Genomic DNA, 25,118 nt, shown 5'->3' with positions numbered 1-25,118 from the left:
GGATCCGGCGCCGGGCCCACCCTCCCCCCGTGGGCCCGGCGCCGGCCCCCTTGTTCCTCTCCTTTCCTTTCTTCTTTGCGTCGCCCCCACTGACTTCCACCTACATCCACCGTTTCCTAGAACCTTGGGACATCCGTGATCACTCGTAGAGCACTGATCGGTGCGGGAACCGCCGCCGTCGGCCTGGCCGTCCTGCCCAACAGCCCCGTCTCCGCGGGCTCCTCCGCCCCCTGGAGCACCCTCGCGGGCAAGCTCCAGGGACAGCTGGTGCTGCCCACCGACTCCGCTTACGGCGTGGCCAAGCAGCTGGAACTCGGCCAGTTCGACTCGGTCAACCCGCGGGCCGTCGCCTACTGCGTCAGCTCCTCCGACGTCTCCGTCGCGCTGCGCTTCGCCCAGGACAACGGACTGCCGTCCGCCGTCCGCAGCGGCGGCCACAGCTTCGCCGGCTACTCGACCACGCCCGGCCTGATCATCGACGTGTCGCGGCTCAACGCGATCACCGTCGGCAGCGGCACCGTCGACATCGGTCCCGGCGCCAAGAACGTCGAGATACTCAACGCGCTCGCCCCGCACAACCTGGTGGTCAGCGAGGGCGGCTGCCCCACCGTGTCGGCCGGTGGCTTCCTCCAGGGCGGCGGATTCGGCTTCCTGACCCGCCCGACGGGCATGGCCTGCGACGCGATCACCTCGGCCGAGGTGGTCCTCGCCGACGGCTGCGTGGTGACCGCCTCCCCGACCAGCCACCCCGACCTCTTCTGGGCGATCCGCGGCGGCGGTGGCGGCAACTTCGGCGTCGTCACCCGTTTCACGGTCACCCCGCACGAGGGCGACCAGATGGCGATCAGCAACCTGATCTTCCCGTACGACCGCGCGGCCCACGTGCTGCACGGCGTGGGCCAGTGGCTGGTGGACGCCCCCCGCACCATCGGCGGCGGCGCCTACCTCGTCCAGGCCGACGCGGCGCCCGGCACCGTACCGGCGTTCAACGTCTTCCTCGCCTCCCGCGGCACCCCGGCCGAACTGGCCGCCGAGTCCGCCCGGTTGCTGGCGCTGACCGGCGCGGTGACGGCCCGCCAGGACGCGGTCATGACGTACCAGCAGGTCATGATGATGATCTTCGGCTGCGGCACCCTGACCCAGGACCAGTGCCAGCGTGCCGGGAAGTCCCCGAGCGGGGTGCTCACCCGGCCGGCCTTCGGTCTGGAACGGACCCGGCTGGGCAGCGCGCCCTATGCGCAGAGCGGCTGGGCGGATGTGGTGACGGCCTTCGACGCCGACCGCAGGGCCGGGCAGTCCCGCTACCTCGACTTCCACTTCTTCGGGGGCGCGGCCAACGACCCGGCCCGCACCGACACGGCGTACGTGCACCGCGACTCGCTCTTCTCCGTCAACTACCGGGTCCTGATCAACGACCCGGCCCAGGTCACCGCCGAGGCCCAGGCCGTCGCCACGAGTTGGGTGGACCACGGGTTCGACACCGTCGACCCGCTGTCCAACGGCGAGACGTACCAGAACTGGATGGACGCGGAGCTGCCGGACTGGCGGCAGTCGTACTACGCCGAGAACTACGCCCGGCTGAAGGTCGTGAAGGCGAAGTACGACCCGTACCGCTACTTCAAGTTCGCCCAGGGCATCGGAGCCTGACGCTTCGTGAACCCGGACCTGTGGAAGGGCCGCCGGATCGATGTCCGGCGGCCCGCCCGCTCGCTCGTCTGCCGCGTCGCCCCGTCAGGGACGACGCCCGTACCAGCCCACCAGCTTGTCGATGTCGGGAGCGTCCTCGTGCACCTCCACCACCGGTCCGAACGGCACCTGGCCGCCGCGGGGTTCCGCGGGCACGGCACGGCGCATGTTGGCCAGCGGAGCGGCGAGCATCTCCGGGTCCCACTCGGGGCTCTGACCGGTCGCCTTCGCCAGGTCCCAGGCGTGCAGCACGAACTCGTTGGTGTAGATCACCGAGGCGACCACCCCGGGAACCGGACCCCAGGGCAGGCCGATCTGGCGGCCCAGCACGGCCGGGTCCGACCACACGGCGTCGAACTCCTTCGTCGCCTCAGCCCAGGCCTTGGCCCAGTCGCCGTCCGCGACGTCCTCGGCGAAGTGCGGAACGCTCATGAAGGAGCCGCCCGCGCCCATGACGGCGACCCGGCGCAGCACGGACACCACGTGGTTGGCCATGTCGCGGACCGCGTAGTCGGGACACGGGGTGACGGTGTCGTACTGCTCGGGGCGCAGCGCGGCGAGCGTACGTCCGGTGAGTTCGACGGCCTTGAACAGGCCGCCACGGGGGTCGGCGGGCGGGTTGGCGGGGGAATTCGCGCTGTCAGCCATGTCGTGAGTCATGTCCTCATCGTCGGCGTCAAACAGGTCATCTTGTGGCCTATTACTGAAGGCTCATCAGATCTAGCTGAAAATAGATGTATTGGCTCAAAACATCTCAAAAACCCGGAGGGGGGCGGTTGTTGTGAAGGCTGACCGTCTGGTGGCGACCCTGCTGCTGCTCCAGGCGCGCGGGCGGGTGACCGTGCGTGAGGTGGCCCAGGAGCTGGAGGTGTCCGAACGCACCGCACGCCGCGATCTGGAGGCCCTCACCACCGCGGGCGTCCCCGTCTACTCGCAGCGCGGCCGGGGCGGCGGCTGGAGCCTGGTCGGCGGTGCCCGCACCGATCTGACCGGATTCACCTCGCGGGAGATCGGAGCGCTGTTCCTGGCCGCGGGCCCGTTGTCGGCCTCACCCGAACTGCGCGCGGCGTTACGGAAGTTGATGCGGGCGGTGCCCGCGCCCATGCGGCCGCACGCGGAAGCGGCCGCCAAGGCCATCCTCATCGACGGTGTCGACTGGTCGCGCACGGCGGGCGGCAGCGGTCCCCACCAGCACGCCCTGGAGCGGGCGGTGCTCGACGGCGAACAGGTCCGGCTCGGCTACGCCCACCCCGACCAGGCGCCCGGCGAGCGCACGGTGCACCCGCTCGGCCTGGTCTCGAAGGCCGGCCGCTGGTATCTCGTCGCCGGGACGGAGGAGGGGCTGCGCACCTTCCGGCTCAGCCGGGTCACCTCCGCGACAAGGACCGGTGAACCGGTGCGGCGCCCGGAGGGTTTCGACCTCGCCGCCGCATGGCGGGAGCTCGCCGCCGAGGTGGAACAACGGCTGACCGCGGCGACCGTACGGGCCCGGGCCGACCACGACGCCCTGCCGGTGCTGCGGCAACTGCTGGGCGGGCGGCTGCGGACCGGCGAGGTCCAGATCGACGGCCGGGTCGAGTTCACGGCCGACGGCCCGTCGGTGGAGGTGCTCGCCGCGCAGCTGGCCGGTCTCGGCGGCCGCGTCGAGGTGCTCGATCCCCCGGAGGCGCGGGAGTCGCTCGTACGGCTGGGCCGCTCGCTCACCGCGGTGTACGGCGGGCGCGAGGAATTCGCCCACTTGGATAGCCACTTTCCTCTAGGTACCTACTATACGGAGGATGTTAGCGTCCCTGTCATGGCCGCTCACCACGGGTGACCGGCGGATTTCCCACACCGTTCCCCCCTCCACCGATGAAGTGCCCCCACCGATGAAGCCGATGACTGCTGATTACTGGTTCGGATTAACGCACTAGGGAGTTGTTACTGATGATCGTTGTCACTGGAGCCACCGGAAATGTCGGGCGTCCGCTGATCGAGGCGCTCGCCGAGGCGGGGGAGCAGGTCGTGGCGGTCTCGCGCCGCCCGCTGCCCTCCCCGACGGACGGTGTCCGCCACGCCCAGGCCGACCTCGGCAGCGCCGAAGACATGCGGCCGGTCCTCGAAGGCGCCGACGCCTTCTTCATCCTGCTCGCCGGCGAACTGCTCGGTCACGGCGAGGCCGCGACCGACCTGCTGGCCGCCGCCAAGGACGCCGGGGTCAAGCGGGTCGTCCTGCTCTCCTCGCAGATCAACGCCACTCGCCCCGACTCCGCCTCGCACGGCAGGCTGCGTGAGTTCGAGGAGGCCGTACGCGGCTCGGGCCTGGACTTCACGATCCTGCGCGCGGGCGGATTCGCCTCCAACGCCTTCGCCTGGGCCGAGTCGGTCCGAGCCGACCGTACGGTCTTCGCCCCGTTCGGTGACGTCGCGCTGCCGGTCGTCGACCCCGCGGACATCGCCGCGGTCGCCGCGGTCGTCCTGCGTGAGGACGGCCACGCCGGTCGTACGTACGAGGTGACCGGCCCCGAGGCGGTCAGCCCGCGTGCGCAGGCCGGGGTGATCGCCGAGGTGATCGGTGAGGAAGTGACCTTCGTGGAACTGACCCGAGAGGCCGCCCACGCCCACATGGCCCAGTTCATGCCCGAGGACGTCATCCCCGGCACCCTGGACATCCTCGGCGCCCCGCTCCCCGCCGAACAGCGGGTCAGCCCCGATGTGGAGAAGGTCCTGGGGCGCCCGGCCACCCCCTTCTCCAGCTGGGTGAGCCGCAGCCTCCCGGCGTTCAAGTAGACGGCTCGGTCCGCTCGGTCCGCTGAGCCCGCTCGTCCCCCCGGTACCGCCGCCGGATGCCCGCTGCGATCCATCCCCCGCGGCAGTGGGCATTCGGCGGCCCATGCGCAGTGATTGGCCCCGCAGGTCCGTGACCTGCGGGGCCATCACGCCGTAGGGGCGCGGCGGGGATTGCTCGGCCTTCCCCCGGAGGCGCTACGCGGCGACGCGCTCGGCGAACTCCTTGGCCTTGGTGACCGCCTCGTCGGCGGCCTTGGCGCGGGAGGCCTCGTACAGGGGGATCAGGTCGGCCATCGCGGGGTTCTGCGGCGCCATCGTGAGCTCCGGGACGATGATGTGGACGTCCAGGGCGAGGGTGTCGCGAAGGATCGCCTCCAGGTAGTTCTGGACGTACTCGAAGCCCTCGCGCGGGGTGCCCGGCGCGTAGGAGCCGCCGCGGCTGGCGACGACCGTGACCGGCGTGCCCTTGACCTTCGAGTCCTCGGTCATGGCGGTGCGGCCGATGAGGATCACCTGGTCCAGCCACGCCTTGAGGGTCGAGGGGATCGTGAAGTTGTACATGGGCGCGCCGATCAGGATCGCGTCCGCCTGCTCCAGCTCCTCGATGAACTGCAGACGCTCGGCGAAGGCGGCGGCCTGCTCGGGGGTGTGCGCGTCCGCGGGGGCGAAACCGGCGGTGTGGGCGTCGGCCGTGATGTGCGGGACCGGGTTCACGGCGAGGTCGCGGTAGATCACGGTGCCCTGCGGGTGCTGCTCCTCCCAGGCCTTGCGGAACGAGTCCGTGACCGTGCGGGAGGCGGAGGCTGCGCCCGGGAACACGGACGAGTCGATGTGCAGGAGGGTGGCCATGGGAATCTCCAAGGGGAGGGGGCAAACTTTTCGTACAGGACTAGAGATAACACAGCTACTTACTTTTTTTCATCCCCTCACGCGAAACACAGTACTCTGGACCCATGCCAGAGCCGGTGACTCACGACGCAGGGCCGTGCCAGAGGGTCGACGACCACATGACCCGCGTCTTCCAGCTGCTCGGGAAGCGCTGGACCGGCCTGGTCGTGTCCGTGCTGCTGCAGCACCCCGCGCACTTCGCCGACCTGCGCAGAGCGATCCCCGGCATCAGCGAGCGGATGCTCTCCGACCGCCTCACGGAACTCGGCGGGGCGGGACTGGTCGTCCGCGAGGTCGACGAGGGCCCTCCGCTGCGGGTCGTGTACGGCCTGACCGAGGCGGGCGCCGCACTGCAGCCCGCGCTCATGGAACTCGGCACCTGGGCGGAGACATACCTGCCGGAGAGCCCGCCGTGCCCGGGTGAACTCCGCAAGTGCCCCTGAACCGGGGCCGATCGTGAGCACCGGGGCCGATCGTGAGCTGATTGCGAGGGGCGGGGTTTTCCCCAGGCCGGGAGTTGTCCACAGGGTCTGACGCGTTTCAGCCACCGGCGGTACGGTCATCACGAGTTGATGTTCGTGCGTGACGGGGGAGGCAGTCGGTATGACGGACCTTGGCGCTGCGGTTCAGGTGCAGCAGGATCAGCGGAGCCGACCGGGCGAGCAGGACGGGCAGAGCGAACAGGGGCGGCAGATGTCCCGGATCTCCGGGGTCTTCGGAGTGCGGGGATTCGCGGGCCGGCCCGCGCAGGGCTCACCCAAGGAAGAGGGCAAGGCGCTGCGCCGACGGGTGCCCCGCGGCGCGCACGCGGAGCTGTCCTTCGACGCCGGCCGGCCGGACGCGGTGACCGCCGTCGAGGAGTCCAACCTCGGCCGGATCCCGGAGCTCACGCCGATCCGGGTCGGCAGGATGGCCGCAACCCCCTTCGCCTTCCTGCGCGGTTCGGCCGGGCTCATGGCGTACGACCTCGCGCGCACCCCCATGACCGGCATCGCGGCCCAGATCTGCGGTGACGCCCACGCGGCGAACTTCGGCCTGTACGGAGACGCGCGCGGCGGCCTGGTCATCGATCTGAACGACTTCGACGAGACGGCACACGGCCCCTGGGAGTGGGACCTCAAGCGCCTCGCCACCTCGCTCGTGCTCGCGGGCCGGGAAGCGGGCGCGGACGAGGACACCTGTCGCAAGGCCGCCCACGACGCGGTCGGTGCCTACCGACGCACCCTGCGCCTGCTCGCGAAGCTCCCGGTGCTGGACGCGTGGAACGCCATCGCGGACGAGGAACTCGTCTCCCACGCCGACGCCCACGACCTGCTCGGCACCCTGGAGCGGGTCATGGAGAAGGCGCGGGCCAACACCAGTGGACGGTTCGCGGCCAAGTCGACCCGGCCGGTGGAGGACGGCGGCCACCGCTTCGTGGACGCTCCTCCGGTGCTGCGTCGCGTACCCGACGCGGAGGCCGCGGCGGTCGCGGACTCGCTGGAGCACTACCTGACCACCGTCTCGGAGGACCGCCTCCCCCTCCTCGCCCGGTACGCGGTGCACGATGTCGCCTTCCGCGTCGTCGGCACCGGCAGCGTCGGCACCCGCTCCTACGTCGTGCTGCTCCTCGACCACCGCGGCGAAGCCCTCGTCCTCCAGGTGAAGGAGGCCCGCGCCTCGGCGCTGCTCCCGCACCTGGCGACGGCCGGGCACGCCATACCGGAGGTGCCGCACGAGGGCCGCCGGGTCGTCCTGGGCCAGAAGCGCATGCAGGTCGTCAGCGACATCCTGCTCGGCTGGACCACCGTCGAAGGCCGGCCTTTCCAGGTACGACAGTTCCGCAACCGCAAGGGCAGCGTCGACCCCGCCGCCCTCGCCGCCGACCAGGTCGACGACTACGCCCGTATGACCGGCGCCCTTCTCGCCCGCGCCCACACCCACACCGCCGACCCCCGTCTCATCGCCGGGTACGGCGGCAAGAGCGAGGAACTCGACGAGTCCATCGCGTCGTTCGCGCTGGCCTACGCCGACCGCACGGAGGCGGACCACGCGGACCTGGTCGCGGCGATCAGGGAGGGGCGGGTGGCGGCGGAACTCGGGGTGTGAGCGGGGAGCCGGGGCAGTGGCGGACACTGGGCCGCGCGAGGCCCGCCCTCCGGGCGGACGACGGGAGTTTGACGACAGGGCCTAGTCTGGTCGGGTGACGACCCCGGAAGCCGAGCACAGCCAGTCCGACCGTACCCAGGCCGAGGATCCCCGGCCCCAGGGCGCCGGGGATGCGCATGCCCAGGACGACCCCGCCGAGGCGGCGGCGCCCGAAGCGCAGGCGCGGCCCGAGGAGCGGTTGGAGCGGGCCGTGCGGGCGGCCGAGCAGGCCCTGATCGAGTTCGAGATCGCCGTGGAGACCTTCCGCATCGAGGTCGAGAACTTCTCGCGTCTGCACCACCAGAGGCTCGGCCCGATGTACTCGCGGCTCGACGAACTGGACGCGCAGATCGCCGAGGCGGTCGCCGCACGCACCGGGGACCTGGAGGACATACGCAAGGCGGACGAGGCGCGGGCGCGGGTCATGCCGATGCCCGGGGTCGAGGAGCTCTTCCACGGCTGGATGGACTCCGAGGGGCTGTTCCCCGAGGCCGTGGCGATGCTGACGGACCAGCCCGTACGCCCGCCGCAGCGCGTGCGCCCCAGCGACGAGGCCCGCAGGCTCTACCGCGAGCTGGCCCGCAAGGCCCACCCCGACCTGGCCCAGGACGAGGACGAGCGCAGGCGGCGTGACGAGTTCATCTCCCGGGTCAATGTCGCGTACAGCCGGGGCGACGAGGCCCTGCTGCGGGAGCTCTCCGACGAGTGGGCGGCGGGCCCGGTGCCCAAGGAGTGGAAGCCGAGTCGCAGCGAGGAGCTCTACGCCCGCCTCGAGTGGCTCGCCCAGCGCAAGGAACTGCTCACCCTGGTCGCCCACGAGCTGGAGGAGAGCGCCATCGGCGCCATGCTCAAGATGGCCCCGGAGGACCCGGACCAGCTCCTCGAGGAGGTCGCCGAGCAGCTGCTGGCCCAGGTCGAAGAACGTGAGAAGGAACTGGCCCGGCTGGTCGGCCAGGACAGGTCCTAGGGGTCGGGGCGCCTGCTCGGTCAGGTAGCGTCGGGGGTATGAGTTTTGGATCTGGTGTGCCCACGGTCGAGGTCGGGGATCTCGCGGACGGAGACTTCCTGCTGGACGTCCGGGAGGACGACGAGTGGCAGGCGGGCCATGCCGCGGGGGCGCTGCACATCCCCATCAGTGAGTTCGTCGCACGCTACGGCGAGCTGACCGAGGCGGCGCCGCAGGACGGCAGGGTCCATGTGATCTGCCGCTCCGGGGGCCGTTCGGCGCAGGTCGCGATGTACCTGGTCCAGCAGGGCGTCGACGCCGTGAACGTCGACGGCGGTATGCAGGTCTGGGCCGCCGCCGGTCGCCCGGTGGTGGACGACAAGGGCGCCCCCGGCTTCGTGCTGTAGCCACCGGCACGGGTTCGCGGGAGCTTCGGCGTGCTGGGCACTGCACCCAGCCCAGGAAGACGTGTCGTGAGCGTGGGCGTTCAGCCCAGGGGATGGGCCGCGAGCAGATCCCCCAGTGCCTCCTCGTGCGCCGCCGCCGGTCCGAGCGACAGTTCGAGCTGTTTGGCCCAGGCGTGGTACCGGTGCAGCGGATAGTCGACGTCGGCGCCGAACCCTCCGTGCAGATGCTGCGCGGTCTGTACGACCCGCCGTACCCCTTCCGACGCCCAGATCTTGGCGACGGCCACGTCCCCGGACGCCGGAAGCGCGCCCCCCGCCCCCGTACTGATCCGCCACGCCGCCTGCCACAGCGTCGCCTCCATCGCCCGCAGGTCGATATAGCGGTCGGCGGCCTGCACGGCGACGGCCTGGAACGTGGCGACCGGGAACCCGAACTGCTCCCGCTTGCCCGTGTACGCGCTCGTCATCCCGAGCACCCGCTCACCGAGGCCGAGCGCCAGCGCGCACGTCCCGGTGGCCAGCAGCTCGCGCAGCCACTGCCAGGCCCCGTCCGCGTCGATGACATCCCGGGCGGCGATCCGCGCGGACTCCAGACGCAGCTCGCCGAGCCGTTCCCCGGACGTGGAGACCTGCTCACCGAGGACGACCCCCTCGTGGATCCGGGGTACCAGCGCGAGGACGGTCCGGCCGCCGCCCGTGTGCGCGGGTACGACGGTGAAGTCGGCGCTCTCCGCCCATGGAACCGCCGTCTGCACCCCGTCCAGCACCCACGCGTCACCGTCCCGCCGTGCGGTCACAGCGAGTTCGGCCGGGTCGTGCCCGGTCCGCCCGTTCGCCGCGACGGTCAGCACGACCTCGCCGCGGCCCGCCCGCGCGAGCAGCTCCGCCTTCAACTCCTCGCCGCCGTACGCCTGTACGGCCACCGCCGCGGCACTGCTCTCCAGCAGCGGCACCCGCGCCAGCACCTTCGCCGCCTCGCGCAGCACCAGACACAGCGCGATCGCGTCCAGGCCCGCCCCGCCGTACTCCGCGGCGAGCGACAGGCTCAACAGGTCCGCGTCGGCGAGCCTCGCCCACAGCGCCCGGTCGAAGTCGTCGGCGACGGCGCCCGCGGTGACCGCGGGGCTGGGCACCGCGTCCGGCGCGACCCCGCCGAACACCGCCTTCGCCGCCTCGACCGCCGCCTGCTGCTCCTCGGTGAAGGTGAAGTCCACGGTCCCGTCCTCCCACGCACCGACCACCGACCCGGCGGACACCGGATCTGACGGAGCGTCAAGATAGAACAGGTTCTACAAGAAGGGAACGGCTCGGCGTGGAAGCTTCACCACTCTGGCAGACCGATCGTTCGGTTGGTCACGTCACGTGTGGGGGCGGGCGGCCGTAGGGTGTCCACCGCTGTGGATAACCTCGGGGTCGCTGTTGTGTCGCTGTTGTGCCCACTGTGCCGATCGGGGCTGTGCTGGGCGGTCCGGCCTGAGTACCGTTCCCGTGCGCACACCGCGGTGTGGTGCGCGCCGGTGCCACGGCGCCGCGCGGCCCGGCGGCGGGAATCGGACCGGGATCGGGAAGCGGGGCGGAATGGACGCGTACGACGAGGGCTCGAAGGCCCGGCACCTGCCGGACGGCCCTGACAGCTCCCTGCCCGAGGCCCCTGCCACGGCCGGTTCCACCCCCGCCGATCCCCCCGTCCCCGTCCCCGTCCCCGTCCCCGCCTCCGCCTCCGTCCCCGCTCCCACCGGCATAGCCGGCCTTCCCCTCCGCTCGCAGATCGTCGCCGCCCTCGCCCTCGCGGCCGTCGCGGTCGTCGCCTGTGTGCACCTCGGCATGGTGTTCCTGCACGTCGCACCCTCGAACACGGTCACCAAGCAGCACGGCCGGGCGATCGACGACTGGATCTACCCGGAGTTCGAGCAGAACTGGAAGCTCTTCGCCCCCAACCCGCTGCAGCAGAACATCGACGTCCAGGTCCGTGCCCAGGTCCGCACCACGGACGGTGGCATCACCGAGACCGGCTGGTACGACCTGTCCGCACTGGACGGCGCGGCGATCGACGGCAATCTGCTGCCGAGCCACACCCAGCAGAACGAACTGCGCCGGGCCTGGGACTTCTACATCGGCACGCACGACAACGCGAACCGCCCGACGGGCCTGCGCGGCGATCTCTCCCAGCGCTATCTGCGCCGCGTCGTCGTGGTGCGTCTGGATCGTGAGGGGGCCGGCGGCAAGGGCGCCGTCGTCGAACGCGTCCAGGTCCGGTCCCGTACCACCAACGTGCCGCCCCCCAAATGGAGCGAGGAACAGGTGTCCGAGACGCCCGTCGTGCACGAGCTGCCCTGGTGGACCGTTCCCGAGGAGGACGTGACGGACGCGCGGACGGAGGCGAGCGCCCGATGAACCGCATCGCAGTGTCGATTTCGCGCGGTATCGCCCGGGTCACCGACGCCGCTCTCGGCCCGTACCAGACGGCCGTGATCCGCATCGGCTTCGCCGCCACCTGGCTGCCGTTCCTGCTGCGCGAGTTCCCGCACCGCCAGGAGATGTACGGGCCCGACGGACCGTGGAAGTGGGACCTCGCCCAGCGGCTCATCGCGGACAATCACGCCTTCACGATCCTGATGTGGTCCGACAGCCAGGTGTGGTTCGAGACCGTCTACGCCCTCGCCGTCCTCTCCGCCCTCCTGCTGCTGGTGGGCTGGCGGACCCGCACGATGTCCGTGCTCTTCATGGTCGGCGTGCTCTCGCTGCAGAACCGCAGCATCTTCATGGGGGACGGCGGCGACAACGTCATCCACCTGATGGCGATCTATCTGGTGTTCACGCGCTGCGGACAGGTGTGGTCGCTCGATGTCCGGCGGGCGCGGCGCGCTCGGGAGGCACGCGCGCGTGGGGACCTTCCGAGGGCCGGGGTCCAGGACCGGGCCGGTCTCGTCCTGTGGGCGGCGCTCGGCCTGGTGCTGGCCGCGGCGACGGGCGCGGGGTGGCTCAGTCCCGGCTGGCTGGTGGTCTTCTGGGGGCTGTGGGCCCTTCAGGCGCTGTGGTGGGCCGTAGGGCGCCTGACGCGCACGGCGGAGCCTCGGATCCTGCTCGACGTCGTCGCGAACGCCGTGCACAACGCGGCCCTGCTCGTGATCATGGCCGAGGCCTGTCTGATCTACGCGACCGCCGGCTGGTACAAGATCCAGGGTTCGCGCTGGCAGGACGGCACCGCCGTCTACTACCCGCTCCACCTGGACTACTTCTCCCCCTGGCCCGCCCTGTCCGACCTGCTGGCCTCACACGGCACGATGGTGATGCTGGTGACCTACGGGACGGTCGCCGTCCAGGTCGCCTTCCCCTTCACCCTGATCAACCGGCGGGTCAAGAACGTCCTGCTGGCCGCCATGATGACCGAGCACGCCGTGATCGCCGTGGTCCTCGGGCTGCCGTTCTTCTCGCTCGCGATGATCGCCGCCGACGCGGTGTTCCTGCCCACGTCGTTCCTGCGACGCCTCGGCGGATGGACGGCACGCGCGCGTGGACGGCTGTTTCCGTCCGGCGCCCGTAAGCTGCCGGGCCAGCGTGCTCAGGAGCCGCGCGTCCCGGAGCCCGCCGAGGACCCGCACGTAGGCTTCACCGCATGAAGGACCCCGCAAGCGCCGTGAGCGCCTGGCACCGCCTCGCCGACACCTCCGTCCTGCTCGACGGCTTCCACGCCCTCAAGCACGCCGTGCGGTTCCGGGCCGAGGTCCTGGTGGCGGTGACCGGTGACCGGCAGGCGGCGCTCGCCCTCACCGACGAGCTGGCCCCGGACGTACGGGACAGCCTGGACGCGCTCCTGGTGGAGGTCCCGGAGGCCACGTACCGCTCCCTGGTCCCGCGTCCACACCCCACCGCGGTGGCCGCGTTGGCGGTACGTCCCTCCCGCGAGGCCAATCTGCGGGCGCTGGCCCGCACACCCCGCACCGCCCCCGTGGTCGTCCTCGACCATCCGCGCAACCTCGGGAACGCGGGCGCCGTGATCCGCCTCGCGGCCGGCTTCGGCGCGACCGGCGTCGTCACCACGGGCACCCTCGACCCCTGGCACCCCACGGTGGTGCGGGGCGGGGCGGGCCTGCACTTCGCGACCGCCGTGGAGCGGCTGACGGTGGCCGAGCTGCCGTCCGGGCCGGTGTTCGCCCTCGACCCGGACGGCGAGGACATCCGGGGACTGAAGCTCCCGGACGACGCCGTGCTCGCCTTCGGCTCCGAGCGCAGTGGCCTTTCCGCCGACCTGCGCGCGCGTGCCGACCACCTGGTGTCGCTCCCGATGCGCCCCCAGGTCTCCAGCTACAACCTGGCGACGAGCGTGGCCATGACCCTGTTCCACTGGAGCGCCCCGTAAGGGAACCAGCGCCCCGTAAGGGAACCAGCGCCCCGTAAGGGAACCAGCGCCCCGTAAGGGAACCAGCGCCCCGCCGGGGAACTAACGCCGGACTTCCACCACTCGGAACCGGTTGGCCACGAACCCTCCGTCGCACAGCGCGGCGTTCGCCGCGGGGTTGCCGCCCGACCCGTGGAAGTCGGAGAACGCCGCCGTCTGGTTGACGTACACCCCGCCCGTCAGGTTCAGGGACAGCTGGGCGCACTCCTCCAGACAGGCCTCCCGCACGGCCTCCTCGACGACCTCGTCGGTGGTGTAAGCCCCGACGGTCATCGCGCCCTTCTCCCGGACGGTCCGCCGCAGCAGCTCCACCGCGTCCCCCGCCGAGTCGACCGCGACCGCGAAGGACACCGGTCCGAAGCACTCGTTCATGTAGGCGGCCTCGTCGTCGGCCCCCTCCCAGTACTTCCGCGCACCGTCGAGCTTGACGATCACCGGGGTGCGGACGACCGCGTCCGGGAACTCCGGGTTGCCGACCTCACGCGAGGCGAGGGCGACCTCGCCGAGCCCTGCCGCGGCCTCCAGACGCGCCTTGACGTCCGGGTTCACGATCGCGCCCAACAGCCCGCCTGCACGCGCGTCGTCCCCGAGGAGCCCGTCGACCGACCGGGCGAGGTCGGCCACCACCTCGTCGTACGACTTGGTGCCCTCCTCCGTGCGGATGCCGTCGCGGGGGATGAGGAGGTTCTGCGGGGTCGTGCACATCTGGCCGCTGTACAGGGACAAGGAGAAGGCCAGGTTGGACAGCATCCCCTTGTAGTCGTCGGTCGACTCCACGATCACCGTGTTGACGCCGGCCTTCTCCGTGTAGACCTGCGCCTGGCGGGCGTGGGTCTCCAGCCAGTCGCCGAACGCCGTCGACCCGGTGTAGTCGATGATCCGGATCTCGGGGCGCACGGCCAGGGTCTTGGCGATGCCCTCCCCGGACCGCTCGGCGGCCAGCGCCACCAGGTTCGGGTCGAAGCCCGCCTCGGCGAGCACCTCGCGCGCGACCTGGACGGTGAGCGCGAGCGGCAGCACCGCGCGCGGGTGGGGCTTGACGAGCACGGCGTTGCCGGTGGCCAGGGAGGCGAACAGGCCCGGGTAGCCGTTCCACGTCGGGAAGGTGTTGCAGCCGATCACCAGCGCGATGCCGCGCGGCACCGGCGTGAACCGCTTGGTCATCGTGAGCGGGTCGCGCTTGCCCTGGGGCTTGGTCCACTCCGCCGTGTCAGGGGTGCGGACCTGCTCCGCGTACGCGTACGCCACCGCCTCCAGGCCGCGGTCCTGGGCGTGCGGGCCGCCCGCCTGGAACGCCATCATGAAGGCCTGGCCGCTGGTGTGCATGACCGCGTGCGCGAACTCGTGCGTGCGGTCGGCGATCCGCTTGAGGATCTCCAGACAGACCATCGCGCGCGTCTCCGCGCCCGCGTCGCGCCAGGCCCGCTGTCCGGCCCGCATGGCGGGCAGCAGCACGTCGACGTCCGCGTGCGGGTAGGTGACGCCCAGCTCGATGCCGTACGGGGAGACCTCGCCGCCCACCCAGTCGTCGGTGCCGGGCTGGCCGAGGTCGAGACGGCCGCCGAGGAGGGCGTCGAAGGCGGCCTTGCCCTCGGCCATGCTCAGGCTGCCGTTCTCCCCGTAGGCCTTCGGGTGCTCGGGGTGCGGGGACCAGTACGCGCGCGTGCGGATCGCTTCCAGCGCCTGGTCGAGGGTGGGCCGGTGCTGGGCGGTCAGCTCGTGCGCGGTCAGTTCGGCGGCCATGCGGGACCATCTCCTCGTCTCAAGAACTCTTCGCTGAGCTCATGACCTGGGCAGAAATAGCCGGACAGAGTTAGAGTAACCGAACGATCGGTCGGGACAAGGGGGACCGCCGCATCTGTGGAAAACCCCGTGCGGGAGGATCGCGCACATGACAGCACTCGACCTCAACAGCCCCGTGGCCGTCGTCGGCACCGGCACCATGGGCCAGGGCATCGCCCAGGTCGCGCTGGTCGCGGGCCACCCCGTGCGGCTCTACGACACGGTTCCCGGGCGTGCCGACGCGGCGGCCGAAGCGATCGGCGCGCGTCTCGACCGGCTCGTCGAGAAGGACCGGCTCGCCGCCGCCGACCGGGACGCGGCACGCGCCCGGCTGCACCCCGCGCACGACCTCGCCGAGCTGGCGGACTGCGCGCTCGTCATCGAGGCGGTGCTCGAACGACTCGAGGTGAAACAGCAGCTGTTCCGCGAGCTCGAGGACATCGTCGAGCACGACTGTCTGCTCGCCACCAACACCTCGTCCCTGTCCGTCACGGCCATCGGCGGCGCCCTGCGCAACCCCGGCCGCCTGGTCGGACTGCACTTCTTCAACCCCGCGCCGCTGCTGCCGCTCGTGGAGGTCGTCTCCGGGTACGCGAGCGACTTCTCGTCGGCCACGCGCGCGTACGAGACGGCACGCGCCTGGGGAAAGACGCCGGTCGCCTGCGCCGACACCCCCGGATTCATCGTCAACCGCATCGCCCGGCCCTTCTACGCAGAGGCCTTCGCGGTGTACGAGGCGCAGGCCGCCGACCCCGCGACGATCGACGCCGTCCTGCGCGAGTCCGGCGGTTTCCGGATGGGGGCCTTCGAGCTGACCGACCTGATCGGCCAGGACGTCAACGAGTCCGTGACCCACTCCGTGTGGCAGTCCTTCTTCCAGGACGTGCGCTTCACGCCCTCGCTCGCCCAGCGGCGGCTCGTCGAGTCCGGCCGGCTCGGCCGCAAGACGGGGCACGGCTGGTACGACCACGGGGCCGACGCCGAGCGCCCCGAGCCGCACACCGCGGAGCAGGCGCAGCCGCCCGCGTACGTCGTCGCCGAGGGCGATCTGGGTCCGGCCTCCGAACTGCTCACGCTGATCCGTGAGGCGGGCATCCAGGTCCGTGAGGACGAGGAGGACCACGGGACCCGCCTGGTGCTGCCCAGCGGCGGGCAGCTGGTCCTCGCCGACGGCCAGACCTCGGTCGAGTTCCGCGACGTCGTCTACTTCGACCTGGCGCTCGACTATCGCAGGGCCACCCGGATCGCGCTGTCGGCCTCCCAGGACACCGCTCCCCAGACGCTCTCCGAGGCCGTCGGCCTCTTCCAGGCGCTGGGCAAGGCCGTCAGCGTCATCGGCGACGCTCCCGGCATGATCGTCGCCCGGACCGTGGCCCGGATCGTCGACCTGGCGCACGACGCCGTCGCCAAGGGTGTCGCCACCGAGGAGGACATCGACACCGCGATGCGGCTCGGGGTCAACTACCCCCTGGGCCCCTTCGAATGGAGCCGCAGGCTGGGCCGGAGCTGGGCCTGCTCCCTCCTGGACGACCTGCACCAGCGCGATCCCTCCGGGCGCTACGCGCCCTCTCTCGCGCTCTACCGCCACGCGTACGCCACCGAGAAGCGCGAGGGAACCTCATGACCACCGCCAAGCGCGACACGTACACCCCCGAGAGCCTGCTCTCCGTCGCCGTCCAGGTCTTCAACGAACGCGGCTACGACGGCACCTCCATGGAGCACCTCTCCAAGGCGGCCGGCATCTCCAAGTCGTCGATATACCACCACGTCACGGGCAAGGAGGAGCTGCTGCGCCGCGCCGTCAGCCGGGCGCTGGACGGCCTCTTCGGCATCCTCGACGAGGAGCACGCGCGCGTGGGGCGTGCCGTGGAGCGCCTGGAGTACGTCGTACGGCGCATGGTCGAGGTGCTCACCTCGGAACTGCCGTACGTGACCCTGCTGCTGCGCGTGCGCGGCAACACGCACACCGAGCGCTGGGCCCTGGAACGGCGCCGCGAGTTCGACCACCAGGTGGCCGAGCTCCTGAAGGCCGCGGCCGCCGACGGGGACGTCCGCGGCGACGTGGAGGTCCGTCTCGCGACCCGCCTGGTCTTCGGGATGATCAACTCGATCGTCGAGTGGTACCGCCCCGACAGCCGCGGCATGGGCGAACGCGAGGTCGCCGACGCGGTGGCGCAGTTGGTCTTCGGAGGCCTCCGGAACGAGGCGTGACGCCCAGGGCAGGACCCGCCCTCGGCACGGAGGTCACCCCTCCGGCTCCAGGTCCTCCTCCTCGAAGACCAGGAGTGTTCGGGTGCTGAGGACCTCCGGAATGGCCTGGAGGCGGGTGAGGACCAGTTCGCGGAGGGCTCTGTTGTCGGGGGTGTGCACCAGGAGCAGGACGTCGAAGTCGCCGCCCACCAGGGCGATGTGGGAGGCGCCGGGCAGCACCCTGAGCTGCTCACGGACCGTGCGCCAGGAGTTCTGCACGATCTTGAGGGTGATGTACGCGGAGGTGCCCTGCCCGGCGCGTTCGTGGTCGACGCGCGCCCCGAAGCCGCGGATCACGCCGTCCTCGATGAGCCGGTTGATCCGCGCGTAGGCGTTGGCGCGGGACACATGGACCCGTTCGGCCACGGAGCGTATCGACGCGCGGCCGTCCGCCTGGAGCATCTGCAGGATGTCCTGATCGATGGCGTCGAGCGGACGGGCGGGCGGCGGGACGGGGCCGGCCTCCGACGGCTCGGCCATTTGTTCAGGTGCCATGTCCCCCCGCCTCCCTACCATGGACGTACTGCGTCCATCTCAGGCTGTGGAGAACCGTTTGTCCACAGCCTGACGGTGCCTGTAGCCAAAATGTGCCGACGACCGAACAATCGGTAGGTGAGGCGCCTCACACCCGTGCAGCGCCCGAAGCCGCTCCCACGAGGAGGTGCCGTCATGACGGTCATGGAGCAGCGAGGCGCTTACCGGCCCACGCCGCCGCCCGCTTGGCAGCCCCGCACCGACCCCGCGCCGCTGCTGCCCGACGCGCTGCCCCACCGCGTCCTCGGCACCGAAGCCGCCGCGCAGGTCGACCCCGCCCTGCTGCGCCGCCTGTACGCGGAGCTGGTGCGCGGCCGTCGCTACAACGCGCAGGCCACCGCCCTCACCAAGCAGGGCCGCCTCGCCGTCTACCCCTCCAGCACCGGCCAGGAGGCCTGCGAGGTCGCCGCCGCACTCGTCCTGGAGGAGCGCGACTGGCTCTTCCCGAGCTACCGCGACACCCTCGCCGCCGTCGCCCGCGGCCTCGACCCCGTCCAGGCCCTCACCCTCCTGCGCGGCGACTGGCACACCGGCTACGACCCCCACGAGCACCGCATTGCCCCCCTGTGCACGCCCCTCGCCACCCAGCTCCCGCACGCCGTGGGCCTCGCGCACGCCGCCCGCCTCAAGGGCGACGACGTGGTCGCGCTCGCCCTGGTCGGCGACGGCGGCACCAGCGAGGGCGACTTCCACGAGGCGCTGAACTTCGCGGCGGTCTGGCAGGCCCCGGTCGTCTTCCTCGTCCAGAACAACGGCTTCGCCATCTCCGTCCCGCTCGCCAAGCAGACCGCCGCCCCCTCCCTGGCCCACAAGGCCGTCGGCTACGGCATGCCCGGCCGGCTGGTCGACGGCAACGACGCGGCGGCCGTGCACGAGGTCCTGAGCGACGCCGTGCGCCACGCGCGCGCGGGAGGCGGCCCGACGCTGGTCGAGGCCGTGACGTACCGCATGGAAGCCCACACGAACGCCGACGACGCCACCCGCTACCGCGGCGACTCCGAGGTCGAGACCTGGCGGGCGCACGACCCGATCGCCCTCCTGGAGCACGAGTTGACCGAGCGCGGCCTGCTCGACGACGACGGCATACGGGAGGCCCGCGAGGCCGCCGAGACCATGGCCGCCGACCTGCGCGCCCGCATGAACCAGGACCCGGTGCTCGACCCCATGGACCTCTTCGCCCATGTGTACGCCGAGCCCACACCACAACTGCGCGAGCAGGAGGCGCAGTTGCGCGCCGAACTCGCGGCCGCGGCCGAGTCGGAGGGGATGGCCGGATGACCACTGTCGCACTCAAACCCGCCACCATGGCGCAGGCCCTCACGCGCGGGCTCCGCGACGCCATGGCCGCCGACCCGACCGTCCACGTCATGGGCGAGGACGTCGGCACCCTGGGCGGCGTCTTCCGTGTCACCGACGGACTCGCCAAGGAGTTCGGCGAGGACCGCTGCACGGACACCCCGCTCGCCGAGGCGGGCATCCTGGGGACGGCCGTCGGCATGGCCATGTACGGGCTCAGGCCGGTCGTGGAGATGCAGTTCGACGCGTTCGCCTACCCCGCGTTCGAACAGCTGATCTCGCACGTGGCACGGATGCGCAACCGCACCCGCGGCGCCATGCCGCTCCCGATCACCATCCGTGTCCCGTACGGCGGCGGCATCGGCGGCGTCGAGCACCACAGCGACTCCTCCGAGGCGTACTACATGGCGACCCCCGGGCTCCATGTCGTCACGCCCGCGACCGTCGCCGACGCCTACGGGCTGCTGCGCGCCGCCATCGCCTCCGACGACCCGGTCGTCTTCCTGGAGCCCAAGCGCCTGTACTGGGCGAAGGACTCCTGGAACCCCGACGAGCCGTCGGCCGTCGAGCCGATAGGCCGCGCGGTGGTGCGGCGCCCGGGCCGCAGCGCCACGCTCATCACGTACGGGCCGTCCGTGCCGGTCTGCCTGGAGGCGGCCGAGGCGGCGCGCGCCGAGGGCTGGGACCTCGAAGTCGTCGACCTGCGCTCGCTCGTGCCCTTCGACGACGAGACCGTCGCCGCCTCGGTGCGACGGACCGGACGCGCGGTCGTCGTGCACGAGGCCGGCGGTTACGGCGGCCCGGGCGGCGAGATCGCGGCCCGTGTCACCGAGCGCTGCTTCCACCATCTGGAGGCGCCGGTGCTGCGCGTCGCCGGGTTCGACATCCCGTATCCGCCGCCGATGCTGGAGCGGCACCACCTGCCCGGCGTCGACCGGATCCTGGACGCCGTGGGGCGCCTGCAATGGGAGGCGGACAGCTGATGGCCCAGGTGCTCGAGTTCAAGCTCCCCGACCTCGGTGAGGGCCTCACCGAGGCGGAGATCGTCCGCTGGCTGGTGGAGGTCGGCGACGTCGTCGCCGTCGACCAGCCCGTCGTCGAGGTCGAGACGGCCAAGGCGATGGTCGAGGTCCCCTGCCCCTACGGAGGAGTGGTCACCGCCCGCTTCGGCGAGGAGGGCACGGAACTGCCCGTGGGCTCCCCCCTGTTGACCGTCGCGGTCGGCCCGTCATCCTCCGTCGACGAGACCGAGGGCTCCGGCAACGTGCTGGTGGGGTACGGCACCGGGGCGCCACCGGCGCGACGCAGGAGGGTACGGCCGCCCGCCGGGGCGACCACTCTGCCCGGGGCGCCCCCTTCGCCCGGGGCCCACACGCGGACCCGGCCCGCACACCACCCCGCCGCCGGGAACCCCCCGGGCTCCTCGGCGCGGGAGCACACGCCGGCCGCCGACCACAACGCGACGGTGGTACGCGCCGACGGACCCGTACCGGTGATCTCCCCGCTCGTGCGCAGGCTCGCCCGGGAAAACGGCCTGGACCTGCGGACCCTGGTGGGCTCCGGCCCCCAAGGGCTGATCCTGCGGTCGGACGTGGAACACGCGTTGCGCTCGGCCCACACCCCGGTCAGGGCACCGGAGACCCCACTCACCCCGCACACCCCCGTAGCCCCCGCACACGCCACGGCCGGCACCCGTATCCCCCTCCGCGGCATCCGCGGCACGGTCGCCGACAAACTCTCCCGCAGCCGTCGCGAGATCCCCGACGCGACCTGCTGGGTGGACGCCGACGCGACGGAACTCCTGCACGCGCGCAGGGCGATGAACGCCACCGGCGGCCCCAAGATCTCCCTGCTCGCGCTGCTGGCCCGTATCTGCACCGCCGCACTGGCCCGCTACCCGGAGCTCAACTCCACGGTCGACACGGAAGCCCGCGAGATCGTCCGCCTCGACCAGGTCCACCTGGGCTTCGCGGCACAGACCGAGCGCGGCCTCGTCGTCCCCGTCGTCCGGGACGCCCACACACGCGACGCGGAATCGCTGAGCGCGGAGTTCGCCCGGCTGACCGAGGCCGCGCGCACCGGCACGCTGACGCCCGCGGAACTCACTGGCGGCACCTTCACGTTGAACAACTACGGAGTGTTCGGCGTCGACGGCTCCACGCCGATCATCAACCACCCCGAGGCCGCCATGCTCGGCGTCGGCCGGATCATCCCCAAGCCCTGGGTGTACGAGGGCGAACTGGCCGTGCGCCAGGTCGTCCAGCTCTCGCTCACCTTCGACCACCGGGTGTGCGACGGCGGCACGGCGGGCGGCTTCCTGCGTCATGTGGCGGACTGCGTCGAACAGCCGGCGGTGCTCCTGCGTTCCCTGTGATCGCGGCGGCACGCATACTCGGGGGATGACCGCGTACGAGCCACCGGGCACCCCCGGCCCCGCCGCCCCGTACGACGCCGTCGTCCTCGCGGGCGGCGCCGCCCGCAGGCTCGGCGGCGCGGACAAGCCCGGTCTGCGCGTGGGTGGGCGCCCGCTGCTCGACCGGGTGCTCACCGCCTGCGCCACTGCCACCACCACGGTCGTCGTCGCCGAGCCCAGAGGGACCGCGCGCCCCGTGCGGTGGGCGCGCGAGGACCCGCCCGGCGGGGGACCGCTCGCCGCACTCGACGCCGGTCTGCGGCACACCTCGGCGGAACACGTCGTGGTGCTCTCCGCCGACCTGCCGTTCCTGGACGAGGCGACGGTACGGCGTCTGCTGGACGCCCTGCGGACGGGCAACGCCCCCGAGGGCCCGGCGAAACCCGACGGCGTGCTGCTCACCGACCCCGACGGCCGTGACCAGCCGCTCGTCGCCGCCTACCGTGCGGACGCCCTGCGCCGGGAGCTGGCCGCGCTCGCCGCCGCGCACGGCGAAGTCACCGGGCTGCCGCTGCGGCGGCTCACCGCCGCGCTCGACCTCACCCGCATCTTCGACCCCGTCGCGTCCTTCGACTGCGACACCTGGGACGACATCGCCGCCGCCCGGGCCCGTATCAGGGAGCATGGGAACGTGTTGGATGAATGGATTTCCGCAGTCAAGGACGAGCTGGGCATCGACCTGGACGTCGACACCGGCGTCCTGCTCGACCTGGCCCGTGATGCCGCGCACGGGGTGGCCCGGCCCGCGGCGCCGCTGACCACCTTCCTCGTGGGGTACGCCGCCGCGCGGGCCGGGGGAGGCCCCGAGGCCGTCGCGGAGGCGTCCCGCAAGGCCGCGGCGCTCGCGCTCCGCTGGGCGGACGAGGACACCCCCGACGCCGAGCCGACCCCCGACGCCGGATGAACGCGCCCCGTGCCCGACCCCTCGGCCAGGACGCCGACGACCTCGACATGGAGGAGGCCCTGGCCTTGGTCAAGGACCCCCGAGGCGCGGCCGATCCCGGGCGCGGCCACGGTACCCCCGCCGTCCCCGCGCCCACCTCGGAGGGCGAGAGCCGCACCCACGCCCCCGACAGCGCCGAGGGCGACGGACACAAGGCAAGCCCCTGGTCGCAGGCCCGTACGAACGCCGAGCGGGCCGCCCGCTCCGTCCCGCGGCGCGCCCCCGTCTCCATGTCCCTGGACGCGGCCCTCGGCCTGGTCCTCGCCGCCCCGCTCTCCGCGCTCACCGACCTTCCCTCCTTCGACACCTCCGCGATGGACGGCTGGGCGGTCGCCGGACCCGGCCCCTGGGACCTCCGCGAGGAACACGTACTCGCCGGCCACGCGAGGCCGGAGCCACTCATCGACGGCGAGGCGGTGCGTATCGCCACCGGCGCGCGCATCCCGCGGGACGCCACGGCCGTACTGCGCAGTGAGCACGGCCGCCTCGACGGTCAGGGGCGGCTGCACGCCACCCGGGAGGCCGTGCACGGGCAGGACATCCGGCCGCGTGGCCAGGAGTGCCGCAGCGGCGACCAGCTCCTGCCGGTCGGCGCCCTGGCCACCCCCGCCGTGCTGGGCCTCGCCGCGGCCGCCGGATACGACACCCTCGCCGTGATCCCCCGCCCCCGTGTCGAAGTCTTCGTCCTCGGCGACGAATTGCTCACCGAGGGGCTTCCCCAGGAGGGCCTGATCCGGGACGCGCTCGGCCCGATGCTGCCGCCCTGGCTGCGCGCGCTCGGCGCCGAAGTCCTCGCGGTGCGCAGGCTGGGCGACGACGCCAAGGCCCTGCACAAGGCGATCACCCGCTCGGACGCCGACCTGATCGTCACGACCGGGGGCACCGCCTCCGGCCCCGTCGACCATGTCCACCCCACGCTGAGCCGCATCGGCGCCCAACTCCTCGTGGACGGCGTCAAGGTCCGCCCGGGCCACCCCATGCTCCTGGCCCGCACGAAGGAGAACCAGCACCTCGTCGGCCTGCCCGGCAACCCCTTGGCGGCCGTCTCCGGCCTGCTGACGCTCGCCGAGCCCCTCCTGCGCATCCTGGCAGGTCGCGCGACCCCGGAGCCGTACACGGTGCCCCTCAGGGACGCGGTCCACGGGCACCCGTACGACACTCGACTCGTCCCCGTCGCGGTCCGTGCCGACCAGGCCGTTCCCCTGCACTACAACGGTCCGGCCATGCTGCGGGGCATCGCGGCGTCCGACGCCCTCGCGGTCGTACCGCCCGGCGGTGCCCGTCCGGGGCAGGAGCTGGAACTCCTCGATCTGCCCTGGGCGTTGGCCGGTATGGGGAATGCCTGACATGAGTGGGGGCGTGAACCGGACGGTGAGCCGGATCGGGGAGTGTTTCACGTGAAACTGCCGGGCCATGATGCGATCGCGCGCCAAGCGGACGAGCATCTCGTGACCCATCGGGTGATACTGCCCAGAAAAGTGGTGGAACGCCCCATCCGTCAGGTCGCCAAACGTCTGGCGATGGCCCTGTTCGTGCTCGCCGTGACGGCCTTCATCGTCTGGGTCGACCGCGACGGCTACAACGACAACGCGGGTGACGGAGTCGACTTCCTCGACTCCCTCTACTACGCGACCGTCACCCTCTCGACCACCGGATACGGCGACATCACCCCGGTCAGTGACGCCGCCCGGCTCACCAACATCTTCGTCATCACGCCGCTGCGTGTGCTGTTCCTGATCATCCTGGTCGGCACCACGCTCGAGGTCCTCACGGAACGCACCCGCGAGGAGTGGCGACTCAACCGCTGGAGGGCGGCTTTGCGCGACCACACCGTCGTTGTCGGGTTCGGGACCAAGGGGCGGTCGGCGGTGCAGACCGTCTGTGCGAGCGGGCTGAAGAAGGAGCAGGTCGTGGTCGTCGACCCCAGTTCCCAAGCGGTCGACGCGGCGACGGCGGAGGGATATGTCGGCGTCGTCGGGGACGCGACGCGCAGCGATGTGCTGTTGCGGGCCGAGATCCACAAGGCACGGCAGATCATCATCGCGACGCAGCGCGACGACACGGCCGTGCTGGTCACGCTGACCGCACGGCAGCTCAACCGACAGGCGAAGATCGTCGTCGCGGTGCGTGAGGAGGAGAACGCGCCGCTGCTCAAGCAGTCGGGCGCCGACGCCGTCATCACCAGCGCCAGCGCGGCCGGACGGCTCCTCGGGCTCTCCGTGCTCAGCCCCAGCGCCGGGATGGTCATGGAAGACCTGATCCAGCAGGGCAGTGGGCTCGACATCGTGGAACGGCCGGTCGTGAAGGCCGAGGTGGGCAAGGGCGTGCGCGAGACGGACGACCTGGTGGTCAGCGTCGTACGGGGGCATCGCGTGCTCGGCTACGACGATCCGGCCGTCGGGAAGCTCCAGTTGACCGATCGGCTCATCACCATCGTGCGGGTCACGTCCGCCACGCGGGTGGCACCGCACAGCCGACCGCTGCCCCAGGACTGAATCCGCAGGACCGAATCTCCAGGACTGAATCCGCGGGACTGCAAGCCCCAGGCCGACTTCGCAGGACTGAACCAACTCCACGCAGTCGGGGGGTAAAGCCATGCCCAAAGTAGATGCACTCATCTTGCTCTTGCAAGTAATGTGCAACAAGCTGATCCGGTCCTTACCGTCATCGTGACCGCG

The 25,118-nt window shown here is 71.8% G+C and carries 23 protein-coding genes; 18 read left to right on the top strand and 5 right to left on the bottom strand.

Annotated elements, in window-relative coordinates; translation table 11 throughout:
* Nucleotides 1-135 precede the first annotated feature (135 nt).
* Nucleotides 136-1,647, top strand: coding sequence for an FAD-binding oxidoreductase (locus OG568_RS25910; protein WP_329533308.1), 1,512 nt, complete (start codon nt 136-138; stop codon nt 1,645-1,647).
* Nucleotides 1,648-1,731: 84 nt separating this feature from the next.
* Here the strand turns inward: OG568_RS25910 and OG568_RS25905 are convergent, their stop codons facing one another.
* Nucleotides 1,732-2,346 carry a TIGR03086 family metal-binding protein gene (locus tag OG568_RS25905; RefSeq protein ID WP_329366350.1) on the bottom strand — a complete coding sequence of 205 codons (615 nt, stop codon included), beginning with the start codon at nt 2,344-2,346 and terminating at the stop codon, nt 1,732-1,734.
* A 121-nt stretch (nt 2,347-2,467) separates the two neighbouring features.
* Here OG568_RS25905 and OG568_RS25900 point away from each other — a divergent pair, with 121 nt between their 5' ends.
* On the top strand, nt 2,468-3,502 hold the full coding sequence (locus OG568_RS25900; RefSeq protein WP_329533307.1) for a helix-turn-helix transcriptional regulator: 1,035 nt from the start codon (nt 2,468-2,470) through the stop codon (nt 3,500-3,502).
* 110 nt (nt 3,503-3,612) lie between these two features.
* Nucleotides 3,613-4,455, top strand: coding sequence for an NAD(P)H-binding protein (locus tag OG568_RS25895; protein ID WP_329533306.1), 843 nt, complete (start codon nt 3,613-3,615; stop codon nt 4,453-4,455).
* A gap of 195 nt (nt 4,456-4,650) precedes the next feature.
* Here the strand turns inward: OG568_RS25895 and OG568_RS25890 are convergent, their stop codons facing one another.
* Nucleotides 4,651-5,304 carry an FMN-dependent NADH-azoreductase gene (locus OG568_RS25890; RefSeq protein WP_329533305.1) on the bottom strand — a complete coding sequence of 218 codons (654 nt, stop codon included), beginning with the start codon at nt 5,302-5,304 and terminating at the stop codon, nt 4,651-4,653.
* A gap of 104 nt (nt 5,305-5,408) precedes the next feature.
* Between OG568_RS25890 and OG568_RS25885 the strand changes: the two genes are divergently transcribed.
* The 4 genes from OG568_RS25885 (at nt 5,409) to OG568_RS25870 (ending at nt 8,823) form a co-directional block, all read left to right on the top strand.
* Nucleotides 5,409-5,786 (top strand): winged helix-turn-helix transcriptional regulator, encoded by a 378-nt coding sequence (locus OG568_RS25885; RefSeq protein ID WP_329533304.1) that lies wholly within the window; start codon nt 5,409-5,411, stop codon nt 5,784-5,786.
* 250 nt (nt 5,787-6,036) lie between these two features.
* Nucleotides 6,037-7,431 carry a DUF2252 domain-containing protein gene (locus tag OG568_RS25880; RefSeq protein WP_329536454.1) on the top strand — a complete coding sequence of 465 codons (1,395 nt, stop codon included), beginning with the start codon at nt 6,037-6,039 and terminating at the stop codon, nt 7,429-7,431.
* A gap of 94 nt (nt 7,432-7,525) precedes the next feature.
* Entirely contained in the window at nt 7,526-8,437 is a 912-nt protein-coding gene (locus OG568_RS25875) for a hypothetical protein (protein WP_329533303.1), read from the top strand.
* Between the two features lie 56 nt (nt 8,438-8,493).
* Complete coding sequence (locus OG568_RS25870) at nt 8,494-8,823, top strand: rhodanese-like domain-containing protein (protein WP_266434028.1); 330 nt, start codon at nt 8,494-8,496, stop codon at nt 8,821-8,823.
* An 80-nt stretch (nt 8,824-8,903) separates the two neighbouring features.
* Here the strand turns inward: OG568_RS25870 and OG568_RS25865 are convergent, their stop codons facing one another.
* Complete coding sequence (locus tag OG568_RS25865; RefSeq protein WP_329533302.1) at nt 8,904-10,037, bottom strand: acyl-CoA dehydrogenase family protein; 1,134 nt, start codon at nt 10,035-10,037, stop codon at nt 8,904-8,906.
* Between the two features lie 364 nt (nt 10,038-10,401).
* On the opposite strand from OG568_RS25865, the gene OG568_RS25860 reads away from it, so the two are divergent.
* The 3 genes from OG568_RS25860 to OG568_RS25850 are packed head-to-tail and all read left to right on the top strand — an operon-like array spanning nt 10,402 to nt 13,183.
* A complete protein-coding gene (locus tag OG568_RS25860) occupies nt 10,402-11,217 on the top strand; it encodes a DUF5819 family protein (RefSeq protein ID WP_329533301.1) in 816 nt (271 codons plus the stop codon).
* Nucleotides 11,214-12,443 carry an HTTM domain-containing protein gene (locus OG568_RS25855; protein ID WP_329533300.1) on the top strand — a complete coding sequence of 410 codons (1,230 nt, stop codon included), beginning with the start codon at nt 11,214-11,216 and terminating at the stop codon, nt 12,441-12,443. The genes OG568_RS25860 and OG568_RS25855 overlap by 4 nt, the downstream gene beginning before the upstream one ends.
* On the top strand, nt 12,440-13,183 hold the full coding sequence (locus OG568_RS25850) for a TrmH family RNA methyltransferase (protein ID WP_266626537.1): 744 nt from the start codon (nt 12,440-12,442) through the stop codon (nt 13,181-13,183). The genes OG568_RS25855 and OG568_RS25850 overlap by 4 nt, the downstream gene beginning before the upstream one ends.
* Before the next feature lie 81 nt (nt 13,184-13,264).
* Here the strand turns inward: OG568_RS25850 and paaN are convergent, their stop codons facing one another.
* On the bottom strand, nt 13,265-14,965 hold the full coding sequence (gene paaN / locus OG568_RS25845; protein WP_329533299.1) for a phenylacetic acid degradation protein PaaN: 1,701 nt from the start codon (nt 14,963-14,965) through the stop codon (nt 13,265-13,267).
* A gap of 148 nt (nt 14,966-15,113) precedes the next feature.
* On the opposite strand from paaN, the gene OG568_RS25840 reads away from it, so the two are divergent.
* Entirely contained in the window at nt 15,114-16,628 is a 1,515-nt protein-coding gene (locus tag OG568_RS25840; protein WP_329533298.1) for a 3-hydroxyacyl-CoA dehydrogenase, read from the top strand.
* Nucleotides 16,625-17,215, top strand: a complete 591-nt coding sequence (locus OG568_RS25835) for a TetR/AcrR family transcriptional regulator (protein ID WP_266432479.1) — start codon at nt 16,625-16,627, stop codon at nt 17,213-17,215. The genes OG568_RS25840 and OG568_RS25835 overlap by 4 nt, the downstream gene beginning before the upstream one ends.
* A gap of 33 nt (nt 17,216-17,248) precedes the next feature.
* Here OG568_RS25835 and OG568_RS25830 read toward each other — a convergent pair whose 3' ends face one another.
* A complete protein-coding gene (locus tag OG568_RS25830; protein ID WP_373306538.1) occupies nt 17,249-17,749 on the bottom strand; it encodes an Lrp/AsnC family transcriptional regulator in 501 nt (166 codons plus the stop codon).
* 174 nt (nt 17,750-17,923) lie between these two features.
* Between OG568_RS25830 and pdhA the strand changes: the two genes are divergently transcribed.
* The 6 genes from pdhA to OG568_RS25800 are packed head-to-tail and all read left to right on the top strand — an operon-like array spanning nt 17,924 to nt 24,935.
* Entirely contained in the window at nt 17,924-19,066 is a 1,143-nt protein-coding gene (gene pdhA / locus OG568_RS25825) for a pyruvate dehydrogenase (acetyl-transferring) E1 component subunit alpha (RefSeq protein ID WP_266583959.1), read from the top strand.
* On the top strand, nt 19,063-20,067 hold the full coding sequence (locus tag OG568_RS25820; RefSeq protein WP_329533297.1) for an alpha-ketoacid dehydrogenase subunit beta: 1,005 nt from the start codon (nt 19,063-19,065) through the stop codon (nt 20,065-20,067). Before pdhA ends, OG568_RS25820 begins: the two co-directional genes overlap by 4 nt.
* Complete coding sequence (locus tag OG568_RS25815) at nt 20,067-21,458, top strand: dihydrolipoamide acetyltransferase family protein (RefSeq protein WP_329533296.1); 1,392 nt, start codon at nt 20,067-20,069, stop codon at nt 21,456-21,458. The genes OG568_RS25820 and OG568_RS25815 overlap by 1 nt, the downstream gene beginning before the upstream one ends.
* Nucleotides 21,459-21,483: 25 nt before the next feature.
* Nucleotides 21,484-22,401: an NTP transferase domain-containing protein gene (locus OG568_RS25810; RefSeq protein ID WP_329533295.1), complete on the top strand. Its 918-nt coding sequence runs from the start codon at nt 21,484-21,486 to the stop codon at nt 22,399-22,401.
* Nucleotides 22,398-23,786, top strand: a complete 1,389-nt coding sequence (locus OG568_RS25805; protein WP_329533294.1) for a molybdopterin molybdotransferase MoeA — start codon at nt 22,398-22,400, stop codon at nt 23,784-23,786. Before OG568_RS25810 ends, OG568_RS25805 begins: the two co-directional genes overlap by 4 nt.
* Nucleotides 23,787-23,837: 51 nt before the next feature.
* Nucleotides 23,838-24,935, top strand: coding sequence for a potassium channel family protein (locus OG568_RS25800; protein WP_329533293.1), 1,098 nt, complete (start codon nt 23,838-23,840; stop codon nt 24,933-24,935).
* Nucleotides 24,936-25,118 lie beyond the last annotated feature (183 nt).

The organism is Streptomyces sp. NBC_01450 (assembly GCF_036227505.1).
GTDB lineage: Bacteria > Actinomycetota > Actinomycetes > Streptomycetales > Streptomycetaceae > Streptomyces.
Note: the sequence above shows the minus strand (reverse complement) of the source record. Positions and strands in the feature narration are given on the sequence as shown.

Coding starts and splice junctions, on each gene's coding strand:
- OG568_RS25905 (WP_329366350.1), bottom strand. CDS start 2,346: ATGACTCACGACATGGCTGACAGCGCGAATTCCCCCGCCAACCCGCCC.
- OG568_RS25895 (WP_329533306.1), top strand. CDS start 3,613: ATGATCGTTGTCACTGGAGCCACCGGAAATGTCGGGCGTCCGCTGATC.
- OG568_RS25890 (WP_329533305.1), bottom strand. CDS start 5,304: ATGGCCACCCTCCTGCACATCGACTCGTCCGTGTTCCCGGGCGCAGCC.
- OG568_RS25885 (WP_329533304.1), top strand. CDS start 5,409: ATGCCAGAGCCGGTGACTCACGACGCAGGGCCGTGCCAGAGGGTCGAC.
- OG568_RS25880 (WP_329536454.1), top strand. CDS start 6,037: ATGTCCCGGATCTCCGGGGTCTTCGGAGTGCGGGGATTCGCGGGCCGG.
- OG568_RS25860 (WP_329533301.1), top strand. CDS start 10,402: ATGGACGCGTACGACGAGGGCTCGAAGGCCCGGCACCTGCCGGACGGC.
- OG568_RS25855 (WP_329533300.1), top strand. CDS start 11,214: ATGAACCGCATCGCAGTGTCGATTTCGCGCGGTATCGCCCGGGTCACC.
- OG568_RS25850 (WP_266626537.1), top strand. CDS start 12,440: ATGAAGGACCCCGCAAGCGCCGTGAGCGCCTGGCACCGCCTCGCCGAC.
- paaN (WP_329533299.1), bottom strand. CDS start 14,965: ATGGCCGCCGAACTGACCGCGCACGAGCTGACCGCCCAGCACCGGCCC.
- OG568_RS25840 (WP_329533298.1), top strand. CDS start 15,114: ATGACAGCACTCGACCTCAACAGCCCCGTGGCCGTCGTCGGCACCGGC.
- OG568_RS25835 (WP_266432479.1), top strand. CDS start 16,625: ATGACCACCGCCAAGCGCGACACGTACACCCCCGAGAGCCTGCTCTCC.
- OG568_RS25830 (WP_373306538.1), bottom strand. CDS start 17,749: ATGGCACCTGAACAAATGGCCGAGCCGTCGGAGGCCGGCCCCGTCCCG.
- pdhA (WP_266583959.1), top strand. CDS start 17,924: ATGACGGTCATGGAGCAGCGAGGCGCTTACCGGCCCACGCCGCCGCCC.
- OG568_RS25820 (WP_329533297.1), top strand. CDS start 19,063: ATGACCACTGTCGCACTCAAACCCGCCACCATGGCGCAGGCCCTCACG.
- OG568_RS25815 (WP_329533296.1), top strand. CDS start 20,067: ATGGCCCAGGTGCTCGAGTTCAAGCTCCCCGACCTCGGTGAGGGCCTC.
- OG568_RS25810 (WP_329533295.1), top strand. CDS start 21,484: ATGACCGCGTACGAGCCACCGGGCACCCCCGGCCCCGCCGCCCCGTAC.
- OG568_RS25805 (WP_329533294.1), top strand. CDS start 22,398: ATGAACGCGCCCCGTGCCCGACCCCTCGGCCAGGACGCCGACGACCTC.